At 69.1% G+C, this 19402-nt stretch carries 19 protein-coding genes and 1 tRNA gene; 11 read left to right on the top strand and 9 right to left on the bottom strand.

Features of this window, described 5'->3' with window-relative positions:
• Positions 1 to 44 precede the first annotated feature (44 nt).
• The 4 genes from ACFY5A_RS18180 to ACFY5A_RS18195 all read right to left on the bottom strand — a co-directional run bounded on the left by ACFY5A_RS18180 (position 45) and on the right by ACFY5A_RS18195 (position 3699).
• Positions 45 to 1433, bottom strand: coding sequence for a sugar porter family MFS transporter (locus tag ACFY5A_RS18180; protein ID WP_341941711.1), 1389 nt, complete (start codon positions 1431 to 1433; stop codon positions 45 to 47).
• Positions 1434 to 1552: 119 nt separating this feature from the next.
• The gene (locus ACFY5A_RS18185; protein ID WP_341941712.1) at positions 1553 to 1855 is read right to left on the bottom strand and encodes a hypothetical protein; all 303 of its coding nucleotides are present in this window, start codon (positions 1853 to 1855) and stop codon (positions 1553 to 1555) included.
• A gap of 77 nt (positions 1856 to 1932) precedes the next feature.
• Positions 1933 to 2922 (bottom strand): hypothetical protein, encoded by a 990-nt coding sequence (locus ACFY5A_RS18190; RefSeq protein WP_341941713.1) that lies wholly within the window; start codon positions 2920 to 2922, stop codon positions 1933 to 1935.
• An 84-nt stretch (positions 2923 to 3006) separates the two neighbouring features.
• Positions 3007 to 3699, bottom strand: coding sequence for an NTP transferase domain-containing protein (locus ACFY5A_RS18195; RefSeq protein WP_105675295.1), 693 nt, complete (start codon positions 3697 to 3699; stop codon positions 3007 to 3009).
• Positions 3700 to 3950: 251 nt separating this feature from the next.
• Between ACFY5A_RS18195 and ACFY5A_RS18200 the strand changes: the two genes are divergently transcribed.
• Genes ACFY5A_RS18200 through ACFY5A_RS18210 form a run of 3 tightly spaced genes read left to right on the top strand, consistent with a single transcriptional unit; the run spans position 3951 to position 7511 of the window.
• On the top strand, positions 3951 to 5663 hold the full coding sequence (locus tag ACFY5A_RS18200; RefSeq protein WP_387236338.1) for an ABC transporter ATP-binding protein: 1713 nt from the start codon (positions 3951 to 3953) through the stop codon (positions 5661 to 5663).
• Positions 5639 to 7204, top strand: coding sequence for a hypothetical protein (locus ACFY5A_RS18205; RefSeq protein WP_387236341.1), 1566 nt, complete (start codon positions 5639 to 5641; stop codon positions 7202 to 7204). The genes ACFY5A_RS18200 and ACFY5A_RS18205 overlap by 25 nt, the downstream gene beginning before the upstream one ends.
• A 40-nt stretch (positions 7205 to 7244) precedes the next feature.
• The gene (locus ACFY5A_RS18210; protein ID WP_028503536.1) at positions 7245 to 7511 is read left to right on the top strand and encodes a DUF3039 domain-containing protein; all 267 of its coding nucleotides are present in this window, start codon (positions 7245 to 7247) and stop codon (positions 7509 to 7511) included.
• Positions 7512 to 7517: 6 nt separating this feature from the next.
• Here ACFY5A_RS18210 and ACFY5A_RS18215 read toward each other — a convergent pair whose 3' ends face one another.
• Entirely contained in the window at positions 7518 to 8843 is a 1326-nt protein-coding gene (locus tag ACFY5A_RS18215) for a nicotinate phosphoribosyltransferase (RefSeq protein WP_223586172.1), read from the bottom strand.
• A gap of 63 nt (positions 8844 to 8906) precedes the next feature.
• Here ACFY5A_RS18215 and murI point away from each other — a divergent pair, with 63 nt between their 5' ends.
• From murI to ACFY5A_RS18235, 4 genes are all read left to right on the top strand, one after another.
• Positions 8907 to 9743 carry a glutamate racemase gene (gene murI / locus ACFY5A_RS18220; protein ID WP_105675289.1) on the top strand — a complete coding sequence of 279 codons (837 nt, stop codon included), beginning with the start codon at positions 8907 to 8909 and terminating at the stop codon, positions 9741 to 9743.
• Between the two features lie 30 nt (positions 9744 to 9773).
• Complete coding sequence (gene rph, locus ACFY5A_RS18225; protein ID WP_105675287.1) at positions 9774 to 10508, top strand: ribonuclease PH; 735 nt, start codon at positions 9774 to 9776, stop codon at positions 10506 to 10508.
• A complete protein-coding gene (rdgB, locus tag ACFY5A_RS18230) occupies positions 10508 to 11101 on the top strand; it encodes an RdgB/HAM1 family non-canonical purine NTP pyrophosphatase (protein ID WP_223586174.1) in 594 nt (197 codons plus the stop codon). The genes rph and rdgB overlap by 1 nt, the downstream gene beginning before the upstream one ends.
• 88 nt (positions 11102 to 11189) lie before the next feature.
• On the top strand, positions 11190 to 12110 hold the full coding sequence (locus ACFY5A_RS18235) for a cation diffusion facilitator family transporter (RefSeq protein WP_387236345.1): 921 nt from the start codon (positions 11190 to 11192) through the stop codon (positions 12108 to 12110).
• Here the strand turns inward: ACFY5A_RS18235 and ACFY5A_RS18240 are convergent.
• Positions 12107 to 12463, bottom strand: a complete 357-nt coding sequence (locus ACFY5A_RS18240) for a DUF805 domain-containing protein (RefSeq protein ID WP_223586176.1) — start codon at positions 12461 to 12463, stop codon at positions 12107 to 12109. The two genes, ACFY5A_RS18235 and ACFY5A_RS18240, sit on opposite strands and share 4 nt — an antisense overlap.
• 60 nt (positions 12464 to 12523) lie before the next feature.
• The gene (ligD, locus tag ACFY5A_RS18245) at positions 12524 to 14473 is read right to left on the bottom strand and encodes a non-homologous end-joining DNA ligase (RefSeq protein ID WP_387236348.1); all 1950 of its coding nucleotides are present in this window, start codon (positions 14471 to 14473) and stop codon (positions 12524 to 12526) included.
• Between the two features lie 58 nt (positions 14474 to 14531).
• Between ligD and ACFY5A_RS18250 the strand changes: the two genes are divergently transcribed.
• A complete protein-coding gene (locus ACFY5A_RS18250) occupies positions 14532 to 15380 on the top strand; it encodes a Ku protein (RefSeq protein WP_341941719.1) in 849 nt (282 codons plus the stop codon).
• Positions 15381 to 15391: 11 nt separating this feature from the next.
• Here ACFY5A_RS18250 and ACFY5A_RS18255 read toward each other — a convergent pair whose 3' ends face one another.
• A complete protein-coding gene (locus ACFY5A_RS18255; protein WP_341941720.1) occupies positions 15392 to 16135 on the bottom strand; it encodes a DedA family protein in 744 nt (247 codons plus the stop codon).
• 75 nt (positions 16136 to 16210) lie between these two features.
• A tRNA-Leu gene (locus ACFY5A_RS18260) sits at positions 16211 to 16292 on the bottom strand.
• Between the two features lie 111 nt (positions 16293 to 16403).
• Here ACFY5A_RS18260 and ACFY5A_RS18265 point away from each other — a divergent pair.
• The 3 genes from ACFY5A_RS18265 to ACFY5A_RS18275 are packed head-to-tail and all read left to right on the top strand — an operon-like array spanning position 16404 to position 19386.
• Positions 16404 to 17597, top strand: a complete 1194-nt coding sequence (locus tag ACFY5A_RS18265) for a CpaF family protein (RefSeq protein ID WP_387236351.1) — start codon at positions 16404 to 16406, stop codon at positions 17595 to 17597.
• Positions 17594 to 18451 carry a type II secretion system F family protein gene (locus ACFY5A_RS18270; protein ID WP_387236354.1) on the top strand — a complete coding sequence of 286 codons (858 nt, stop codon included), beginning with the start codon at positions 17594 to 17596 and terminating at the stop codon, positions 18449 to 18451. Before ACFY5A_RS18265 ends, ACFY5A_RS18270 begins: the two co-directional genes overlap by 4 nt.
• Entirely contained in the window at positions 18448 to 19386 is a 939-nt protein-coding gene (locus tag ACFY5A_RS18275; RefSeq protein WP_387236357.1) for a type II secretion system F family protein, read from the top strand. The genes ACFY5A_RS18270 and ACFY5A_RS18275 overlap by 4 nt, the downstream gene beginning before the upstream one ends.
• Positions 19387 to 19402: the final 16 nt, after the last annotated feature.

Below are 19402 nucleotides of genomic sequence, written 5' to 3' on the forward strand. Positions count from 1 at the left end.
ACGGGGCGCCGGATCCTTTGGCGACTCTCGTCGAAGGATCCGGCTCATCTCTTCGCCGTCCAGGACCCGCCGTTCTCCCAGAACCGGCCGATGTCCTCCAGCGGGCGTCCCTTGGTCTCCGGTGCCAGCCAGGTGACGAAACCGAAGGCGAGCACCGCGATCACGCCGAAGATCGCGAAGGTGCCCGCGCCGCCCGCCGACTGGAGGAGAGAGGGGAAGACGAGTCCCACGATGACGTTCGCGACGAGGTCGGCAGTGAGCATGACGGTCGCGCCGAGAGCACGCAGATGCGCGGGCATGGCCTCTCCGGCGTACACCCACACGAGGGATCCGAAGCCGAAGGTGAAACCGGCGGTGAAGAGGATCAGCCCGATGAAGCCCAGCACGGTGAGCGCTCCGTCGAACGCCCCGCCGCCGACGAGGAACACGCCGACGAGGAGGGCGTTCGCCGCGATCATCGTTCCGATGCCGATGAGGAGCACGGGGCGGCGCCCCATGCGGTCGATCACGAGCAGAGCGATGAAGACCGCGATGAGACCGGCGACCTGGACGAGGGCACTGAGCCCGAGCTGGGTCACGTGGTCGGTGTAGCCCATCGACTTGAAGATGCTCGGGCTGTAATAGACGATCGCGTTGATGCCGGTCGCCTGCACGAAGAACCCGAGTCCGACCACGAAGAGCGTGGCGCGAAGGAAGGGCGGTCGCAGCAGGTCGAGCCAGCCGGAGGTGTGGGCGGTCGCGAATCCCGCGGTGATGGTCTCGATCTCGGCATCGATGTCGATGGCGTCGCCCTCGATCTCCGTGAGGGCCTTTCTCGCCTCGGCCGTGCGCCCCTTCATGATGTACCAGCGCGCCGTGTCGGGGAGGCGCAGGAGCAGCACGGTGATGATGATTCCCGGAACGGCGGCGAGCCCCAGCATCCATCGCCAGCTCCCGGTCGGCGCGAGCGCCATGGCGATGAGATAGCCGAGGACGATGCCCGACACCGTCGCCACCTGATACAGCACGAGGAAGGCGCCTCGTGAGCGGGTCGGTGCGGACTCCGCAACGAACACCGGGACGACGACGACCGAGACTCCGATCGTGAGTCCGAGGAGGAAGCGAGCCGCGATCAGGAACTCCAGGCTCGGAGCGATGCCGCTCAGCAGCGAGAAGAGGGTGAAGGTCGATGCGACGAGGACCATCGTCGGTTTCCGGCCGATGCGGTTCGCCAGTGCGCCGCCGAAGAGTGCGCCGGCGATCTCTCCCACGACCACCGTGGTGGCCAGAAGGCCCTGTCCTGCCGCGTCGAGTCTGAACTCCTCGGTGAGGTAGATGAGCGCTCCGCCGATGTTCGACGAGTCGTAGCCGTAGATGATCCCGACGGTTGCGGCCGCGACGCCGATCATGATCGCGAGACGCGTCAACTTCGGCGTCTCCGTGAGTGCGTGCATCTCGCTGCCTTCCTTCGGCCGATGCATCAGATGCGGCCTGTGTGGTGAGAATGGCCCTCGCGACGGTTTCGTGTCAACTCGGACCGATGCCGACGGATCGGATGCGTGATCGATCGTCGTCATGCGACGAACCTCCACACGTACTCCAACCCGTCTGCCTGACGGAACCAGGCTACGGTCACGATCACCTCGTCGAGGTCAGCCGCGCACAGGCACACCTCGATCTGCTCGGCGGGGAGGACCTGCCCCCACAGCTGCGTGCGATCCCGACCGGCGTCATCGCGGAACACTCGCACGAAGTCGGCGGGTTCTGCCGCGTGGTTGATCACGAGGGGGTGGGCGGGATCCGCACGCGAGACGTGCCAGGGAACGCGGTACGCGGAGGGGAACGGAACGAAGGAAGGGACAGCGGGTCTCGGCATGCGGGTCACGCTAGGAGCGGCCGCCGACCTTCTGTCCCCGCGTCGGACCCGAGCCCGAAGGATCTGTGGAGAACGGATCAGCGATCGGTCGCTGTGGACGATGAATCGGCTCCGAGGTCATCGGGCAGGGCGTGTGAACCGAAGCTCTCCACCTCCGCTGTGTCCGACTTCGGGCGTCGACCGACGGAGAGCGCCTTGCGGCCGGCCCAGGTCACTCCGCGTGCAGCCGTGCCGGCCGCGCTCGCCACAGCGCCGCCGACGAACTGCGCGCCGTGCAGCATCCGCAACTCGAGCTTCTCCGCGCCGTCCACCGGTTCCAACTCGAGCGGCAGTCCGACAGGAGCGGCGCCGAAAGCGCGGTGCGAAGTGGTCAACACCCTCCTGCCGAGAATGTGGTTGCCGGTGCCGCCGATGACCGCACCGACACCGAACGGCAATGCCTTTCCGATGAACGACGCCCCGCCCTTCGCTGCGAACTGCTTCACGAACATGCTCTTGAGCTGATCGACCATGGGCCCGACGGCGGCGCGGGGGAGCGACTTCGTCACGAGCTCGCCCCAATAGGCCGTTCTGGTGCCTCCGCGCCCGGCTGCCTGTCCGGCGAGCTGGCCGACCAGCGCGACGCCCTCTTTGCCGAGCATCAGAGTCATGACCAGAGCTCGCGCACGATCGGGATTCGAGACGGCGATGCCGTGCACCTCCGCGACGGACTGAGCGAAGAGTGCGGTCGACTCGACGAAGCCCAACGTCTCGACCCCGGAGAGCGCGAGCGTGACGCCTGTTCCGATGCCGGGGATCACCGCCGTCGCCCCCACGGCGGCGCCGCCGGTCGTCACGGCTGCGAGGTATCGCATCTCGAGGATGCGGATGATCTCCGCCGGCGTCGCGTGCGGGTGCCGAAGACGGATGCTCCGGATGTGCGCGAGCACGAGAGGCCGCTGGATCGACAGCACGCGATCGAGACCGCGGATCGCGAACGGATGCTCGTCCGAACCGGTCGGCGGTACTCCCTTGTCCCACGGCGAGCCGTCAGGGAGGGAATGGATCTTCTGCACCTTCGTCCCCATGACTCAGATACTAGGGAGCGCACCCGCGAAAACGCCGAATGCCCGCCCCTGGAGGGGCGGGCATTCGGACGAAGCAGCAGCGGATCAGACGAAGAGGTTCGCTCGCTCGAGGTCTTCTGCGAAGTCGACCTCGACCGCGTACAGGTCGGAGACGTCCATCGGCTCGAGCAGGATGCCGTCTTCGGCGATCGCGAGTTCGAGGCCGCGCTCGAAGTAGTCCTGGTCCTCGACACGCTGCAGCTGGCGCATGAAGGCCTTCTTGTGAGCGGAGGAGATGTAGTTGATGCCGACGGCCTCGCCGAGACCGCCCTTGACGGTCTTGGACAGCTCCTTGATGAAGCCCTCGGCGGTGACCGTGTACTTCACCTCTTCGTCGCTGACCTTGGAGGTGTTGACCGTGACGAACGACTGGTCGCGCTCGATGTACGCGGCGGCGCGGCCGAGGATCATCGGGTCGAAGACGACGTCGCCGTTCATCCACAGCACGCCGGACTTGCCCGTCGCTCCGAGTGCGCGCAGCAGGCTCTTCGACGTGTTGGTCTCGTCGTAGCGCTCGTTGTGGACGTAGTTGACGTGAGGGAACGCCTCGATGACGGTCTCGGCGCGATAGCCCACCACCGTGGTGATGCGAGCGTCGGAACCGAAGGCTGCACGGATGTTGTCGTGCTGCTGGCGCATGATCGTGCGGCCGTCGCTCAGTTCGGTGAGCGGCTTCGGCAGTGCACGGCCGAGGCGCGAGCCCATGCCTGCGGCGAGGATGACGGTCTGAAGAGTCACGAGTGCTCCTAAAGGAAAGTGTGTTCACGGTCGGTTCACCGACCAGACACTTCTTCGTGCCGAGTTCATGGTAGCGATTCGGGCTGGGAAGCCCCGGGGCTTTGGGGCCCCGTTGCCATTTCGTGATCGAGTACACACGGAACACTCAGATTCGAGCGGCATCCGTCAGGACTCAGGATATACGGCTGATTCGGAGGGCGAAATGTTGCGTCGGACCGGATATGGCGGGACCCCGTTGATACCCTCGAACAGTGACTGCTTCCCCCGACGACCGCACCGAAGAGGTGGGCGACGCCGCGAGCACGCCTGCGAAGAAGACACCGGCGCGAAAGGCGCCGGCGAAGAAGCCTCCGGTGAAGCGCGCGCCCGCGAAGTCAGCGGCCTCGAAGGCCGCCACCACCGTCGAGGCGATCGCCGAGCCGGCTCGCACGGAGGACGCGGAGACGCCGCGCACGCCGAAGAGGACGACCGCGGCCGCGGCGCGCACCGCTGCCGCGAAGAACTCGGCCGCGCGAGCGACCGCTCCGCGTGGCACCTCGTCGACGGCTCGAGCCGCGGCCGCGAAGGCCGGAACCGCCGCGGCGAAGAGCCCGGCTCCCCGGACCACGCCGGCGAAGACCGCCGCGGCGAAAGCCGCAGCCGAACGCACGGCGGCGGCGAAGACCTCCGCGCGCACGGCCACGGCGAAGACCAACTCCGCCAGGACCGCAGCTGCCAAGACCGCAGCTGCGAAGCGCGCCGAGGCGAAGGCTGCCGAGGAGGCGAAGACGGCTGAGGCGAAGGCCGCCGAGGAGGCGAAGGTCGCTGAAGAGGCGAAGGCCGCTGAAGAGGCGAAGGCCGTCGCAGAAGCGAAGGCCCTCGCGGAAGCGAAGGCTGCGGAGGCGAAGGTGGCCGAGGAGGCGAAGGCCGCTGAGGCCGCGGAGGCTCTCGTCGCCGTGGAGTCGACGTCGGAGCCGATCGAGGAGATCGTCGCCGAAGAGCGCGAACCTGTCGAGCACGCATCGGTGCCGGGGGAGTCTCCGACGCAGGAGGACCTCCCTGTGGCCGAGCACGTTCCGGCCGACGAGGTCGTGATCGAGGAGGCAGACAGCCCCGAGACGGACAGCCCCGGGGCGGACATCGTCGAGGAGATCGCCCCGGGGGCGGCGGCATCCGATCCTGCCGAGGCCTCCGAGCCTGCGCGCGACGTGCCCGCGGATTCGGGGACCGAGGCGATCCGCATCCGCGGCCTCGTGAAGAGCTTCGGCGACCATACCGCGGTCAACGGCATCGATCTCACCGTCCCGGCCGGATCCTTCTACGGCATCGTCGGACCGAACGGCGCGGGCAAGACGACCACGCTGTCGATCGTCGCCGGGCTGCTCAGGTCCGATGCCGGCAGCGTGGTGATCTGCGGCATCGACCAGGCCGCTCAGCCCCTCGCCGCCAAGCGCGTGATGGGCGTGCTTCCCGACCGGCTCCGCACGTTCGACAGGCTCACCGGTCGTCAGCTCCTCTTCTATTACGGACTTCTCCGGGGGCTCGCCTCCGACGTCATCGAGAAGCGCGTCGGAGACCTGGCCAGGGCGTTCGATCTCGGCGACGCGCTCGGCCGTGTCGTCTCCGACTACTCAGCGGGCATGACGAAGAAGATCATGCTCGCCGGCGCGATGATCCACTCACCGCGGGTCCTCGTCCTCGACGAGCCCTTCGAGGCCGTCGACCCTGTCTCTTCCGCTGTCATCCTCGACATCCTGCGGGCCTACGTGTCGCACGGCGGAACCGTCATCCTCTCCAGCCACGGCATGGACCTCGTGGAGCGCGTCTGCTCGCGGGTCGCGATCATCGTCGGCGGCGACGTGCTCGCCGAGGGGACGATCGAGGACGTGCGCGCCGGACAGACGCTGGAAGCGCGATTCGTCGAGCTCTCCGGCGGTATCGGCGAAGTGGAGGGGCTCGAGTGGCTGCACACGTTCTCCGACTGAGGGCTGCGCTCCTGATCGGGGCGCTGCGCGGCGAACGACGGGGACGCACCCTCGTCATGCTCGCCGTCGTCGTGGCGATCACGGCGGTCGTCTGCGCCGCGGTCCTGAGCCTCGACGACGTGCCTGTCGCCGTCGCGCGCACCGTGATCGTGCTCGGCAGCGCCGCGATCCTCCTGGGCTTCCTGGTCGGTCCGATCCTCGTCGGAGCCGTCGACCAGCTCGATCCCCGTCGGTTCGCCGTGTTCGGCGTCGATGAGAAGCAGATGCCGTGGATCCTGGTGCTGGCCGCCTTCGTCAGCGTGCCGAGCCTCGCTCTCCTCGCGGTGAACGTCTGCGTGTGCGTCGTCGCGGTGCAGCTCGGCGCCCCCTGGCCCGCCGCCGTCCTGATGACCCTGCTCGGGGTGCTGACCACGCTGCTGGCCTCGCGCATCGGCATGGCCGTGAACGCGCTGGTGCTCCCGGAGCGGCGCTCCCGTGAGCTCACGGCGCTGTTCGCCCTCGCCCTCGTCATCATCGCGTTCCCCGTCGCCGTCTTCCTCGCCTCCCTTCGCTGGGACGGGCACGTGCCGGGCGCCGTCGCGTCGATCACCGACACCGTCGGCCTCACGCCGCTCGCAGCGAGCCCCGGCTTCCTCTTCGCCGTGGCCGTCGACGACACGGCAGGATCCTGGGTCGCCGGCATCATCGCCGTTCTCACGGCCGCAGTGCTCTGGGTCGTCTGGAGCTGGCTGGTCAGGCGGCTGCTCACCACGACCGAACGGCCGGTGACCTCTCGGGAGCGGACCGGACTCGGCTGGTTCGGGCTCCTGCCCTCCAACGCGTTCGGCGCGATCGCGGCCCGCAGTCTGGTCTACTGGCTCCGCGACCGCCGCTACATCATGAACCTCATCGTGGTGCCCGTCGCCGGCGTCCTCACGGTGTTCCCGCTTCTCGTCGCGGGCGTCCCGCTCGAGATCGCCGCGCTCGTCCCCGTGCCGGTGATGGCCCTGTTCTTCGGCTGGCTGCCGCACAACGACGTCGCCTACGACTCGACCGCCCTGTGGACGCACATCGCGAGCGGGGTGCGCGGCATCCCGGATCGGCTGGGACGTCTGGTGCCCGTCGTGCTCGTCGCCGTGCCCGTGCTCGCGATCGCGGTGCCGCTCACGCTGCTCTGGATCTCCGACTGGCGGCTGCTCCTGCCCCTGACGGGCCTCGCCGCGAGCCTGCTCTTCTCGGCGCTCGGCATCTCCAGCATCGTCTCCGTCGTCGCGCCCTACGCGGTGTCGCGCCCCGGCGACAGCCCGTTCCAGCAGCCGCAGCGGCCGACCTCGCGCGGAGCGTTCGGTCCGGCGGCCGCGTTCCTCGGCGCCATCGTCCTGAGCATCCCGACGATCTGGCTGTTCGTGCTCACGATCGTCGAGGGCTCGGAGTTCGCCCCCGCCACGCTGTGGGCAGGGATCGCGACAGGCGCCGGTGCGCTGGTGATCGGGGTCGCCGTCGGCGGTCGCGTGTTCGAGCGCGGAGGCGAACGTCTCATGGAGTTCGTCGAGACCGCGTGAGACCCGCCCGCTGAGCTCCTCGCGCGACTAGACTCGCGGGATGAGTACTCCGCTGGACAGCCCCGATCAGGGCGGCGTGGCAACGCTTGATCGCGAACTGGAAGAGCTCCTCCGAGAGGAGAACCTCGAACCGGGCGACCACGAGCGTTTCTCGCATTACGTGAAGAAGGACAAGATCCTCGAGTCCGCGATCACCGGCAAGCCGGTGCGCGCGCTGTGCGGCAAGAAGTGGACGCCGGGTCGCGACCCGGAGAAGTTCCCGATCTGCCCCACCTGCAAGGAGATCTACGAGTCGATGGTCGGCTGACCGACGTCAGTCGGCGTCGACGAACACCGTCGGGATCGCCGGGTCGGACTTGCTGAGCGCGAGGGCGCGAACGGGCAGTTCCTCGCGCACTCGAAGATGGTGCGCGCGAGCGGATGCCGTGCCTTCGACGCCCTCGTAAGAGGTGTCGATGTCTCCCGCTTCGACGAATGTCACCTGCAGCGGGCGGCCCTGCGGATGCTCCGACGGGGTGTCGAGCTTCTCGAAACCGTCGGAGACGACCACGGTCTCCTCCGACGCCACGCCGTCGGTCAGCGTGCGGAACGCCGCCTTCCTGCCTCCGTGTGACGCCTTGTCGGCCGAGGCCTTGGCGACGCCGATCCAGGCGCCGTCGGAGTCCTGCCGGGCGACGAGCTTGTAGACCATGCTCGCCGTGGGGTAGCCGGAGCCGGTGACGACGGACGTTCCCACGCCGTAGGCATCGACGGGTGAGGCGGCGAGTGCCGCGATCGCGTACTCGTCGAGGTCGCTGGTGACGGTGATCCTGGTGCCCGTGGCTCCGAGCTCGTCGAGCTGCGCCCTGACCTCCGCCGCGACGATCGGCAAGTCGCCGGAGTCGATGCGCACTCCGCCGAGTCCGGTGCCGGCGACGCGGATCGCGGTCTCGACGCCGGTGCGGATGTCGTAGGTGTCGACGAGCAGCGTGGTGCCGGTGCCGAGGCTGTCGATCTGCGCGCGGAAGGCGTCCTCCTCGCTGTCGTGGAGAAGCGTCCAGGAGTGGGCGGCGGTTCCCATGGTGGGCAGACCCCATCGGCGACCGGCCTCGAGGTTGCTCGTTGCGCCGAAGCCGGCGATGTACGCGGCACGTGCGGCGGCCACGGCGGAGTGCTCGGCGGCCCGTCGCGATCCCATCTCCGCCAGCGGGCGCTCGCCCGCGGCGATGCTCATGCGCGATGCCGCGGTCGCGACGGCGGAGTCGTGGTTGAGGACGCTGAGGGCCAGAGTCTCCAGCACGACGGCGTCTGCGAAGGTGCCCTCCACCGTCAGGATGGGGGAGCCGGGGAAGTACAGCTCGCCCTCGCGGTAGCCGCGGATCGATCCGGTGAAGCGATAGTTCTCGAGGTAGGTCAGCGAGTCGGCATCGACCACGTCGTTGTCGCGCAGGAACCGCAGCTCGTCGTCGCCGAAGCGGAAGTCCCGCAGGAGGGTCAGCAGGCGCCCTGTACCGGCGACCACGCCGAAACGGCGTCCACCCGACAGGCGGCGCGAGAACAGCTCGAACACGCTCGGGCGCGACGCGGTGCCGTCGCGGAGCGCGGCGGCGAGCATGGTCAGTTCGTAGCGGTCGGTCAGAAGCGCCGTCGACGTCGTCATGGGCTTCAGCTTAGTGAGCGCGGCGGAGAGCGCGTCGCGTGCGCGCGGGTAGGCTGGGGAGTCATGAATGACGCCCCGATCGGAATCTTCGACTCCGGTGTCGGCGGGCTCACGGTGGCGAGGGCCATCAGGGCCCAGCTGCCCCGTGAATCGTTCGTGTACATCGGCGACACGGCGCACTCGCCGTACGGTCCCAAGCCGATCGCCGACGTGCGACGCTACTCGCTCGAGGTCCTCGACACCCTGGTCGACCAGGGCGTGAAGATGCTGGTGATCGCCTGCAACACCGCCTCTGCCGCGATGCTCCGCGACGCCAGAGAGCGCTACGACGTCCCCGTGGTCGAGGTGATCGGCCCGGCCGTGCGCCGCGCCGTCTCGACCACGCGCAACGGGCGCGTCGGCGTGATCGGCACGGTCGGGACGATCGGCTCCCGCGCCTATCAGGACATGCTCGAGGTGAACGAGACCCTCGAGGTGTTCACGGCCGCGTGCCCGCGGTTCGTCGAGTTCGTGGAGGCCGGCATCACCGGCACCCCCGAGGTCCTCGCGGTGGCGGAGGAGTACCTGGCTCCGCTGCGGGATGCCGGCGTCGACACGCTCGTCCTCGGCTGCACCCACTACCCCTTCCTGCGCGGAGCGATCAGCTACGTGATGGGCGAGGGCGTGACGCTCGTGTCGAGCGATGACGAGACCGCCGGAGACGTCTACCGCCAGCTCGTGCGCGGTGACCTGCTCGCGCCGCCGGACGCCACGGCGACCTACGTCTACGAGGCCACCGGAGACTCGACGGTCGAGTTCACCGCACTCGCGAACCGGTTGATGGGTCGCGAGGTCCGCGACGTCCAGCTCGTGCAGACCGGGGTCATCGACCTTCCGGCATCCGTCATCGAATCGCTCTGAACCACCGAATCCCCTGACCGAAGGAAGTCCATGTCATCCATCGTCCGCGCCGACGGCCGCTCCACCGACCAGCTCCGCGAGATCACCATCGAACGGGGTTGGAGCGCTCAGGCCGAGGGCTCTGCCCTGATCAGCTTCGGCGGGACCAAGGTGCTGTGCACCGCATCCTTCACGAACGGCGTGCCCCGCTGGCTCACCGGCAAGGGCAAGGGCTGGGTCACCGCCGAGTACGCCATGCTCCCGCGGGCGACGAACAGCCGCAACGACCGCGAGAGCGTGAAGGGTCGCATCGGCGGCCGCACCCACGAGATCTCCCGTCTGATCGGCCGGGCGCTGCGCGCCGTCGTCGACACCAAGGCCCTGGGCGAGAACACGATCGTGATCGACTGCGACGTGCTGCAGGCTGACGGCGGCACCCGCACCGCCGCGATCACCGGCGCCTACGTCGCGCTGGCCGATGCGATCGAGTGGGGCCGGGAGAAGAAGTTCATCGGCCGGAACTCCACGCCGCTGCTCGACTCCGTCGCCGCGGTGTCCGTCGGCATCATCGACGGAGAGCCCATGCTCGATCTGGCATACGTCGAGGACGTGCGCGCCGAGACCGACATGAACATCGTCGTCACCGGTCGGGGCCTGTTCGTCGAGGTGCAGGGCACCGCCGAAGGCGCGCCCTTCGACAAGCGCGAGCTCGACGCCCTCCTCGACCTCGGCGTCGCCGGCTGCGCAGACCTCAAGGAGCTCCAGCTGAAGGCGCTCGCGGGCTGATGCAGATCGTCCTCGCCACGCACAATCCGCACAAGGTGGCGGAGTTCCAGCAGATCACGGCGTCGACCCGCCCCGACCTGGAGATCATCGGCTACGACGGCCCTGAGCCGGTCGAGGACGGCGTGACGTTCGCCGAGAACGCGCTGCTGAAGGCGCGTGCTGCTGCTGCGCACACGGGGCTCGCGGCGCTGGCCGACGACTCCGGCATCTGCGTCGACGTGCTCGGCGGATCGCCCGGCGTGTTCTCGGCGTACTGGGCGGGGCAGAAGAAGGATGCCGTGGCGAACCTCGAGCTGCTGCTCGACCAGCTGCGCGACATCGCCGACCCGCACCGCGCGGCGCACTTCACCTCCGCGATCGCGCTGGTGACCCCGGAGGGCGCCGAGCACGTCGTGGTAGGGGAGTGGCCGGGGCGGCTCGCGCACACGGCGACCGGCGGGGGCGGCTTCGGCTACGACCCGATCTTCATCCCGGACGGTCAGCCGGCGGGCGAGGAGCGCACGGTGGGCGACTTCACCGCGGAGGAGAAGCAGGCGCAGTCGCACCGCGCCCGCGCCTTCATGGAGCTCGGACCGCTGCTCGCGCAGCTGTGACGGACGACCGGGCGAACTGAGAATCATCACCATTCCCGACTAGCCGGAACCACGTCCTCGGGGCGTGGGCCCGGTCTAGCCTGGTCGTATGCACGATCACGCACCCGCTGCAGGCGGCATCCGCTCGGCAGGCCATCGACGTCTGCTGACGATCTCGCTGTGCCTCACGGCGACGATCATGGTCGTGCAGGTCATCGGCGCCATCCTCACGGGTTCTCTCGCGCTCCTCGCCGATGCGGCGCACATGTTCACGGATGCCTCGGCGCTCCTGATCGCCCTCATCGCCGCGGCCGTCGCCGCACGCCCCGCCGATGACAGGCGCACCTTCGGGTATCAGCGCGCCGAGGTGTTCGGCGCCCTGATCAACGCGGTCATCCTCATCGCGCTGGCCGGATGGGTCGGCGTCGAGGCGATCGGACGACTGATCGATCCGGGGGAGGTCGAGGTCGCCGGCGGCCTCATGCTCGTCGTCGCGGCCGTCGGACTCATCGCCAACGCGATCTCGATGTGGCTCCTCAGCCGGGCGCAGCGCACCAGCATCAACGTGCGCGGGGCGTACCTCGAGGTCATGGGCGACCTGATCGGCTCGGCCATGGTCATCGTCGCCGCGATCGTGATCGTCACCACCGGATGGATGCCGGCCGACGCGATCGCCTCGATGTTCATCGCCGTGATGATCATCCCGCGTGCGATCTCCCTGCTGCGCGAGGTCTTCTCCGTGCTGGCCGAGTCCGCGCCCAAGGGCACGGCGGTCGGCGAGATCCGCACGCATCTGCTCGGCTACGAGGGCGTCGTCGGCGTGCACGACGTGCACGTGTGGCAGCTCACGCGAGGTGCACCGGTCTTCACCGCGCACGTCACCGTCGCTCCGGAGATGTTCGCGGACGGCCGTTCAGCGGCCCTGCTGAACGAGATGCAGTCGTGCCTGGCCGAGCACTTCGACGTCGAGCACTCGACGTTCCAGATCGAGCCGGCCGAGCAGTCCGACTGCGAACCGCACCACGCCTAGGCGGTCACGGCGCCCGTGTCGGGGATGCCCGGCCGGGACAGCATGATCGCGAGCACGATGAGCCCCGCGATCGGGACGAGCAGCCAGAACGCGTGGCCCCAGCCCTGGCCCGTGTCGCGCAGGCGGCGCACGAGCACGGCCAGCGTCGGCAGCAGCACGGCGATGCCCCACAGGCTCGACAGGATGGCTCCGAGGCTCGAGCCGTCGCCGACCGGCAGCACCTCGAAGACGCCGAGAGCGGCGGCGACGAGGGCGGAGAAGAGGATCCACCACCAGAACTCGGGGCGGGCGGCTCTGCCGGTGAAGTCCGCGTACTTGCGCAGCACGGTCGTGATCGCTTCGCCGAATGACATGGGCGTCCTCCTCCTGGTGGTCGCGCCCATCCTAGAGCGCGCCGCCACTCGCGCGGAGGATCACGCGTCGACGACGACCTCTGCGGGGGTCTTGTCCGGGCGCAGGCCGCGCCACCGCGCGTGGCGGAGGATGCCGTCGGGCGTCCAGTTCGCGAACTCCACCTCGCCGACGAGATCCGGACGCACCCAGAGCGCGTCAGAGGCGTCGAGGGCCGGAACGCCGTCCAGAGGCGCAGCGTCGACGCGCAGCGGGGTGAGCTGCGAGAGCAGATCGTGCAGCATCCGCTCGGTGAAACCGGTGCCGACCCGGCCGACGTAGCGCAGTGCGATCGGATCGGGCACGGCGAGCAGCAGCGAGCCGATCGTGCCCTCCCTGTCGCCCTTGCCGGGGCGGATGCCGACGATCACCGCCTCCTGCATCCGCGTGTGCTTGAGCTTGAGCCACGACGGCGACCGCTGCCCTGGACGGTAGCGGGAGGAGGGATCCTTCACGACGACGCCCTCCAGCCCGAACTCGCGACTGGCGGCGAGGGCCGCGTCGATGTCGTCGAAGACCGGAGGGGCCTGCACCGGGGCGTGGAGATCGGCGACGACGTCCTCCAGGAGCGTGCGTCTCTGTGCGAGCGGCATCGAGGTGAGGTCGTGCCCGTCGAGGCGCAGGAGGTCGAACACGAGGTAGAGCACCGGCGTCCGCACCACCTCCCGCTCGATCTCCCGCGGCCTGGTCAGGTGCATCCGATTCTGCAGCAGGGAGAAGCTGGGGCGCCCCGTGCCGTCGAAGGCGACGATCTCGCCGTCGAGCACGGCGTCGGCGACGGGCAGGAAGGGGGCGCCGTCGGCGGTGAGCTCGGGGTAGCGGGCCGTGATGTCGGTGCCGCTGCGGGCGTGCAGCAGCATCCGTCCGCCGGTCCACGTGCCCAGGGCGCGGATGCCGTCCCACTTCACCTCCACCCACGGCTGCGGGCTCAGCCCTCTCGCGATGGCGGGGGTGCCGTTCTCGGCCAGCATGGGGGCGACGGGCGCCGGAGTGCCCGGCTCTGCGGGGCGCGGGATGCGCACGTGCGCGCGGCGTGGGGCGGGGGCGGGCATCGGAGCCGCTACCGCACCCGCGGGGCCCGCGCTCGCGGGGCGGAACCCGGAGAAGGGGTCGAGGCCGTTTGCCGCGCGCTCCAGGACCTGGTCGAGGTCGAGCTGGGCGAGAGCCGGATCGTCGAGCTCGTCCCAGGTGCGGGGCGCCGCGACCCACGGCTGCGCCCGGCCGCGCAGCGAGTAGGGGGAGATCGTCGTCTTCTTGCCGTTGTTCTGGCTCCAGTCGAGGAACACCTTGCCGCCGCGGGCGGCCTTCGCCATGACGCTCGTCGCCAGCTCGGGGTGCTCGTTCTCGATCATCCTGGCCAGCTCCTTCACGACCTCGGAGATCTCCGCGCTCGTCTGCGCTCCGGGGAGTGCCGCATAGAGGTGGAGACCCTTGCTGCCGCTCGTGACGGGGACGGTGTCGAGGCCCATGCCCGACAGGATGCCGCGCGCGATCCGGGCGACCTCGGCGCACTGCGCGAGCTCGACGCCGGGACCGGGGTCGAGGTCGAGGACGAGACGGTCGGGGCGACCGGGGAGTCCGTCGGGAGTGAAGCGCCACTGCGGGACGTGCAGCTCGATCGCGGCCACCTGCGCGAGCCACACGAGAGTCGCCACCTCATCCACGAGCGGGTACTCCTTGGGGCCGTCCGAGTGACGGATCTCCTGCCGGGGGATCCACGACGGCGCTCCCCGCTCCAGCTGTTTGGTGAAGAAGGCGTCGGCGGGCTGTGCGGCGGTGCCCACGCCCTCGACCCAGCGCTTGCGGGTGACAGGACGGCCCGCGAGCTGGGGGAGCAGGAGCGGTGCGATCCGCGTGTAGTAGGCGATGACCTCGCCCTTGGTGGTGCCCGTCTCGGGGTAGACGACCTTGTCGAGGTTGGTGACGCGCAGGCGGCGGCCGTCGACCTGCACCAGCTGAGCATCCGCGACCATGACGTCAGCGTAGTCAAGGGACTGGTCGTGACGGGTGTGACTGGTGTCTACTGGTGTGATGAGGACGATCTGGAAGGGCGCACTGACCTTCGGTCTCGTGAACGTGCCGGTCAAGGTGTACTCCGCGACCGAGGACCACGATGTGCCGCTGCATCAGGTGCATGAGAAGGACGGCGGACGCATCCGCTACCAGCGCACCTGCGAGGTGTGCGGTGAGACCGTCGCGTACGCCGACATCGATCGCGCGTACGTCGACGAGGGGCAGACCGTCGTGCTCACGAAGGATGACCTCGCCGCGCTCCCCGCCGAGAAGAGCAGGGAGATCGACGTCGTCGAGTTCGTCCCCTCCGACCAGGTCGACCTGCTCACCCTCGACAAGCCGTACTACCTCGAGCCCGACTCGAAGTCGCCGAAGGCGTATGTGCTGCTGCGCAAGACGCTCGAGCAGACCGATCGCACCGCGATCGTGCGGTTCACGCTGCGTCAGAAGACTCGGCTGGCGGCGCTGCGCGTGCGCGGGAAGGTGCTGGTGCTGCAGACTCTGCTCTGGGCGGACGAGGTCAGAGAGGCCGAGTTCCCGGTCCTCGACGAGGACGTGACGATCTCGAAGAAGGAGCTGGAGCTCTCCTCGTCTCTCGTCGAGAGCTACTCGGCCGACTTCGACCCCGAGGCGTTCGTCGACGAGTACCAGAAGGAGCTGCGCACCCTCATCGACGCCAAGATCGAGGCGGGCGACACGTTCGACGCGGCCGTGACGTTCGGAGAATCGGATGCCGAGGCGGCAGGCGGAGAGGTCATCGACCTGATGGAGGCGCTGCGCGCCAGCGTCGCGCGGTCGAAGGAAGCGCGCGCCAGCGGCGGAGAGGCCGAGGAGAAACCCGAGAAGGGCAAGAAGAAAGTCGGCTGAACCGGCCCGGCTCAGTTCTTCTTGTCGTCGCCGTCGAGGTCGAGCGCCAGCGCCCGGGCCTCGGCGGCATCCGTCACGACGTCCTCGCCGGCCGCGGCGGCCTTCTTCGCCTTGTACCGTTCGGACAGGTAGTGGTAGAGCGTGACCAGTGCAGTTCCGGCGACCGCGGCGAGGAGGATCAAGTCGATGTACTCGACGACGATGTCGCGAATCCACGGGATGTAGGCGATGAGGAAGCCGATCATCGTGAGACCGAAGCCCCAGATCATCGCGCCGATGAAGTTGTAGAGCGTGTAGCGGCGCCATGGCATGTGGCCGACACCTGCGGCGACCGGTGCGAACGTGCGCACGATGGGCACGAAACGGGCGAGGATGACCGTGATGCCGCCGAAGCGCTCGAAGAAGGAATTCGTGCGCTCGACGTTCTTCTTGCTGAAGAGCCCCGATTCCTTGCGCTCGAAGATCGCCGGTCCTCCCTTGTGGCCGATGAAGTAGCCGACTTCGCCGCCGATGAACGCGGAGAGGGCGATCAGGAGCGAGACGACCCAGATGTTCATCCCGAACACGTTGCTCGTGTGGGTGAGCAGCCCGGCGATGATCAGCAGGGTGTCACCGGGTAGCAGGAAGCCGACGAGCAGGCCCGTTTCCGCAAAGATGATGAAGCACACGACCAGGAGCGCCCAAGGGCCGGCCCAATCGATGATGTTCGCCGGGCTGAGCCAGTCCGGCAGGAACGCGGTGGGGGCGTGGAGCATGGTTTCGAACATTGATGATTCCCGTCGGTCTTTGCTGGTCGGCGGTCGACTATCCGAATGCGGCAGCATCCGTTGTGCGGAAGGTGGGACTTGAACCCACACGCCCTAGGGCACAGGAACCTAAATCCTGCGTGTCTGCCAATTTCACCACTCCCGCGCGGTGGAATCAGTCTACTGACCGCCGTCCAGAGCGATCCTGAGCATCCGCCCGGACCCGGGCTGTGGATAACTTCCGCGGCCGTTCTGCGAATCTTGCGAGGATGCTCGGGTGCTCCCACCCTCTGTCCTCGTCGCCGAACGCCTTCGCATGCGGCTGCGCGCCGAGGGCACCGATCCGTCGATCGATCCCGATGCGGCCCGCCGAGTGGCGCTCGCCGAGGTCCGCCGCTTCAACGATGCCGCGCTGTCACGCGGCGAGGCGATGATCGACGACGAGCCCGGGTGCGTGCGCGAGGTGCTCGCCGCCGTCAGCGGCTTCGGGGCTCTGCAGCCGCTGCTCGACGACCCCGAGATCGAGGAGATCTGGTGCAACGGCCCCGAACGGATCCACGTCGCGCGCGGCGGCGTCGCCGAGCGCGTCGATCTGCGCCTGACGGAGACGGCGCTGCGCGATCTCGTGGAGCGGATGCTGCAGTCGACGGGGCGCCGGGTAGACATCGGCCAGCCGTTCGTCGACGCCTCCCTTCCCGATGGCTCGCGGCTGCACGTCGCGATCGCCGACGTGGTGCGCGGATCCTGGGCGCTCAACATCCGCAAGTTCCTCCCCGGTCACCGCACGCTGGAGTCGCTGACTGCGCAGGGAGCGCTTCCGGAAGGGCTCGCGACGACGCTGAGGCGGGCGATGCGCGAGGGACGCAGCGTCATCGTGTCCGGGGCGACCCACGCGGGCAAGACGACTCTCCTCGCGGCCCTGCTTGCCGCCTGCGCAGACCGGCAGCGCATCATCACCGTGGAGGAGACCTTCGAGCTCGCGGTGGACGGCCCCGATCTCGTCGCGCTGCAAGGGCGTCAGGCCAGTCTCGAAGGAACGGGCGAGATCACCCTGAGGCGACTGGTGAAGGAGGCGTTGCGGATGCGCCCCGATCGGCTCGTCGTGGGCGAAGTGCGCGACGCCGAAGCGCTCGATCTCGTCCTCGCCCTCAACACCGGCGTGCCCGGAGCGGCCACGGTGCACGCGAACTCGGCCGCCGACGCTCTCGACAAGCTGACCCTGCTGCCGCTGCTCGCCGGACGCAACATCGATCGGTCGTTCATCGCGCCGGCGCTGGCGATGGCCGTCGATCTCGTGGTCCACTGCGGTCGTGACCTCGATGGCACACGAAGGGTGCGAGAGGTGATCGCGCCGACGGGGGAGATCGTCGACGGTCGGATCGTCTCGAGGACCCTATACGAGCATGGTGTGGACGCGACCCGGCATACCCGCACCCGCGGGGAGCTGCGAAGCGTGGAGGTCGGTGCATGACCGTGCTGCTCGGGGCCGTCCTGGCCGCCGGGGTGCTGCTCTGCGCCTCGCCGTGGTTGTGGCCTCGCCGCACGGAGACACTCCGACCGGAAGGGCGGGGGAGACTCGCTCGCCTCGCCGGCGAAGCGGGGTTCGCGTCGCTGGGCACGCGGGCGATCGTCGCGGCGACGGTGGCCACGGCATTGACGGCGGCGTCGGTCGCCTGGTTGCTCACCGGGCTCTCCGCGCTCTCCGCTCTCGCCGGCGCGGCCGGCGCGGGAGTCCCGGTCGCGTTCCTGCGTTCGCGGCGTCTTCGCCTGCGCAAAGCTCGACGGCTGCTCTGGCCCGATGTCTGTGACCTGCTGATCGGTTCGATCAGGGTGGGGCTGTCGCTGCCTGACGCCGTGGCGAACCTCGCCGAGTCGGCGCCGTCCATGCTTCGTCCGGCCTTCATCGTGTTCGAGAGGGATCTTCGCGCGACCGGGCGCTTCGAGAGCAGCCTCGACCGGCTGAAGGACTCGCTCGCCGATCCGATCGCCGACCGCATCGTCGAGACGCTGCGGATGGCGAGACAGGTCGGAGGAACGGAGCTCACCGGTGTGCTGCGAGCTCTCTCCGCATCCGTGCGGGCGGACGCGGCACTCCGCGGCGAGGTGGAGGCTCGTCAGTCGTGGATCAGAGGAGCCGCCGTCCTCGGCTCCGTCGCTCCGTGGATCATCCTCGGGCTTCTCGTGATGAGACCGGAGGGCGCATCGGCATACGGCACCCCGGAGGGCATGCTGGTGATCTGCGTCGGAGCCGCGGTGTCGGTGAGCGCCTACCGCATCATGGTCCGGATCGGACGGCTGCCGGAGCCGGGGCGGTGGTTCGGATGAGCGGGTTCTCCGCGATCGCGGTCGCGATCCTCGCCGGCGGCGGCTTCGCGATCGGAGCGCTCTGCATCCTCGCGACCCTTCCGAGATGGCGTGCGGCCTCCTTGACGGTGCGGATCGCGCCGTACGTGAGAGACGTCGTCGTCGATGACGCCCTGCCCTCTGCCGTTCTTCCGCGGGTAGGTGTGCTGCCCGCGACGCGACGCACGGCCTGGCAGTGGATGCTGGCGGCGTTCGAACGGGTTCTCGGGGGCGGGGAGTCGCTGCGCCAGCGCATCGCCCAGGCGGGTCTGCGCACGGATCCGGCGGCCTTCCGCGGTCGGCAGCTGGGCTGGATGCTGGCGGGGATCGGCGCGGGCGCGGTGGTGTTGATCGCGCTGGTCCTCCTCGGGCGGATGACCGCGCCCGTGGCGATGCTGCCTCTGCTCGGCGGCGGTGCTGCCGCTCTCGGATACGACATGCAGCTGACCGCGCGGGCGAAGGCCAGACGTGTGCGGCTCGCCGACGAGCTGCCGACCACGTTGGAGTTCCTCGCACTGTGCCTCTCCGCGGGGGAGGGACTGCTCGACTCGCTCCGTCGCGTCGCCGCGATCGGCTCCGGTGAGCTGACCGCCGAACTGCGACAGGTCGTACTGGCCGTGGGGACGGGGTCGCCTCTGGCAGATGCGCTCGGCGAGATGGCGTCCCGGCTGCAGCTGCCCGGGCTCACGAGAGCCGTCGACCAGGTCGTGTCCGCGTTGGAGCACGGCGCACCCCTCGCCGCGGTGCTGCACGCCCAGGCCGGCGATGCGCGCGAAGACGCGAAGCGCACGCTCATCGAGCAGGCGGGGCGCAAGGAGATCCTGATGCTCCTCCCACTGGTGTTCCTCATCCTCCCGCTGAGCGTTCTCTTCGCGATCTACCCCGGCCTCTTCATCCTCCGCCTCGGCATCGGCTGAGCGCTCCACGAAAGGA

The organism is Microbacterium sp. NPDC012755 (assembly GCF_042901325.1).
GTDB classification, from domain to species: domain Bacteria; phylum Actinomycetota; class Actinomycetes; order Actinomycetales; family Microbacteriaceae; genus Microbacterium; species Microbacterium natoriense.

Excerpts from the sequence above, each read along its gene's own strand:
- rdgB (WP_223586174.1), top strand. The coding sequence starts at position 10,508 with ATGCAGATCGTCCTCGCCACGCACAATCCGCACAAGGTGGCGGAGTTC.
- ACFY5A_RS18180 (WP_341941711.1), bottom strand. The coding sequence starts at position 1,433 with ATGCACGCACTCACGGAGACGCCGAAGTTGACGCGTCTCGCGATCATG.
- ACFY5A_RS18185 (WP_341941712.1), bottom strand. The coding sequence starts at position 1,855 with ATGCCGAGACCCGCTGTCCCTTCCTTCGTTCCGTTCCCCTCCGCGTAC.
- murI (WP_105675289.1), top strand. The coding sequence starts at position 8,907 with ATGAATGACGCCCCGATCGGAATCTTCGACTCCGGTGTCGGCGGGCTC.
- ACFY5A_RS18190 (WP_341941713.1), bottom strand. The coding sequence starts at position 2,922 with ATGGGGACGAAGGTGCAGAAGATCCATTCCCTCCCTGACGGCTCGCCG.
- ACFY5A_RS18255 (WP_341941720.1), bottom strand. The coding sequence starts at position 16,135 with ATGCTCCACGCCCCCACCGCGTTCCTGCCGGACTGGCTCAGCCCGGCG.
- ACFY5A_RS18275 (WP_387236357.1), top strand. The coding sequence starts at position 18,448 with ATGAGCGGGTTCTCCGCGATCGCGGTCGCGATCCTCGCCGGCGGCGGC.
- ACFY5A_RS18240 (WP_223586176.1), bottom strand. The coding sequence starts at position 12,463 with ATGTCATTCGGCGAAGCGATCACGACCGTGCTGCGCAAGTACGCGGAC.
- ACFY5A_RS18270 (WP_387236354.1), top strand. The coding sequence starts at position 17,594 with ATGACCGTGCTGCTCGGGGCCGTCCTGGCCGCCGGGGTGCTGCTCTGC.
- rph (WP_105675287.1), top strand. The coding sequence starts at position 9,774 with ATGTCATCCATCGTCCGCGCCGACGGCCGCTCCACCGACCAGCTCCGC.
- ligD (WP_387236348.1), bottom strand. The coding sequence starts at position 14,473 with ATGGTCGCGGATGCTCAGCTGGTGCAGGTCGACGGCCGCCGCCTGCGC.
- ACFY5A_RS18215 (WP_223586172.1), bottom strand. The coding sequence starts at position 8,843 with ATGACGACGTCGACGGCGCTTCTGACCGACCGCTACGAACTGACCATG.
- ACFY5A_RS18235 (WP_387236345.1), top strand. The coding sequence starts at position 11,190 with ATGCACGATCACGCACCCGCTGCAGGCGGCATCCGCTCGGCAGGCCAT.
- ACFY5A_RS18210 (WP_028503536.1), top strand. The coding sequence starts at position 7,245 with ATGAGTACTCCGCTGGACAGCCCCGATCAGGGCGGCGTGGCAACGCTT.
- ACFY5A_RS18250 (WP_341941719.1), top strand. The coding sequence starts at position 14,532 with ATGAGGACGATCTGGAAGGGCGCACTGACCTTCGGTCTCGTGAACGTG.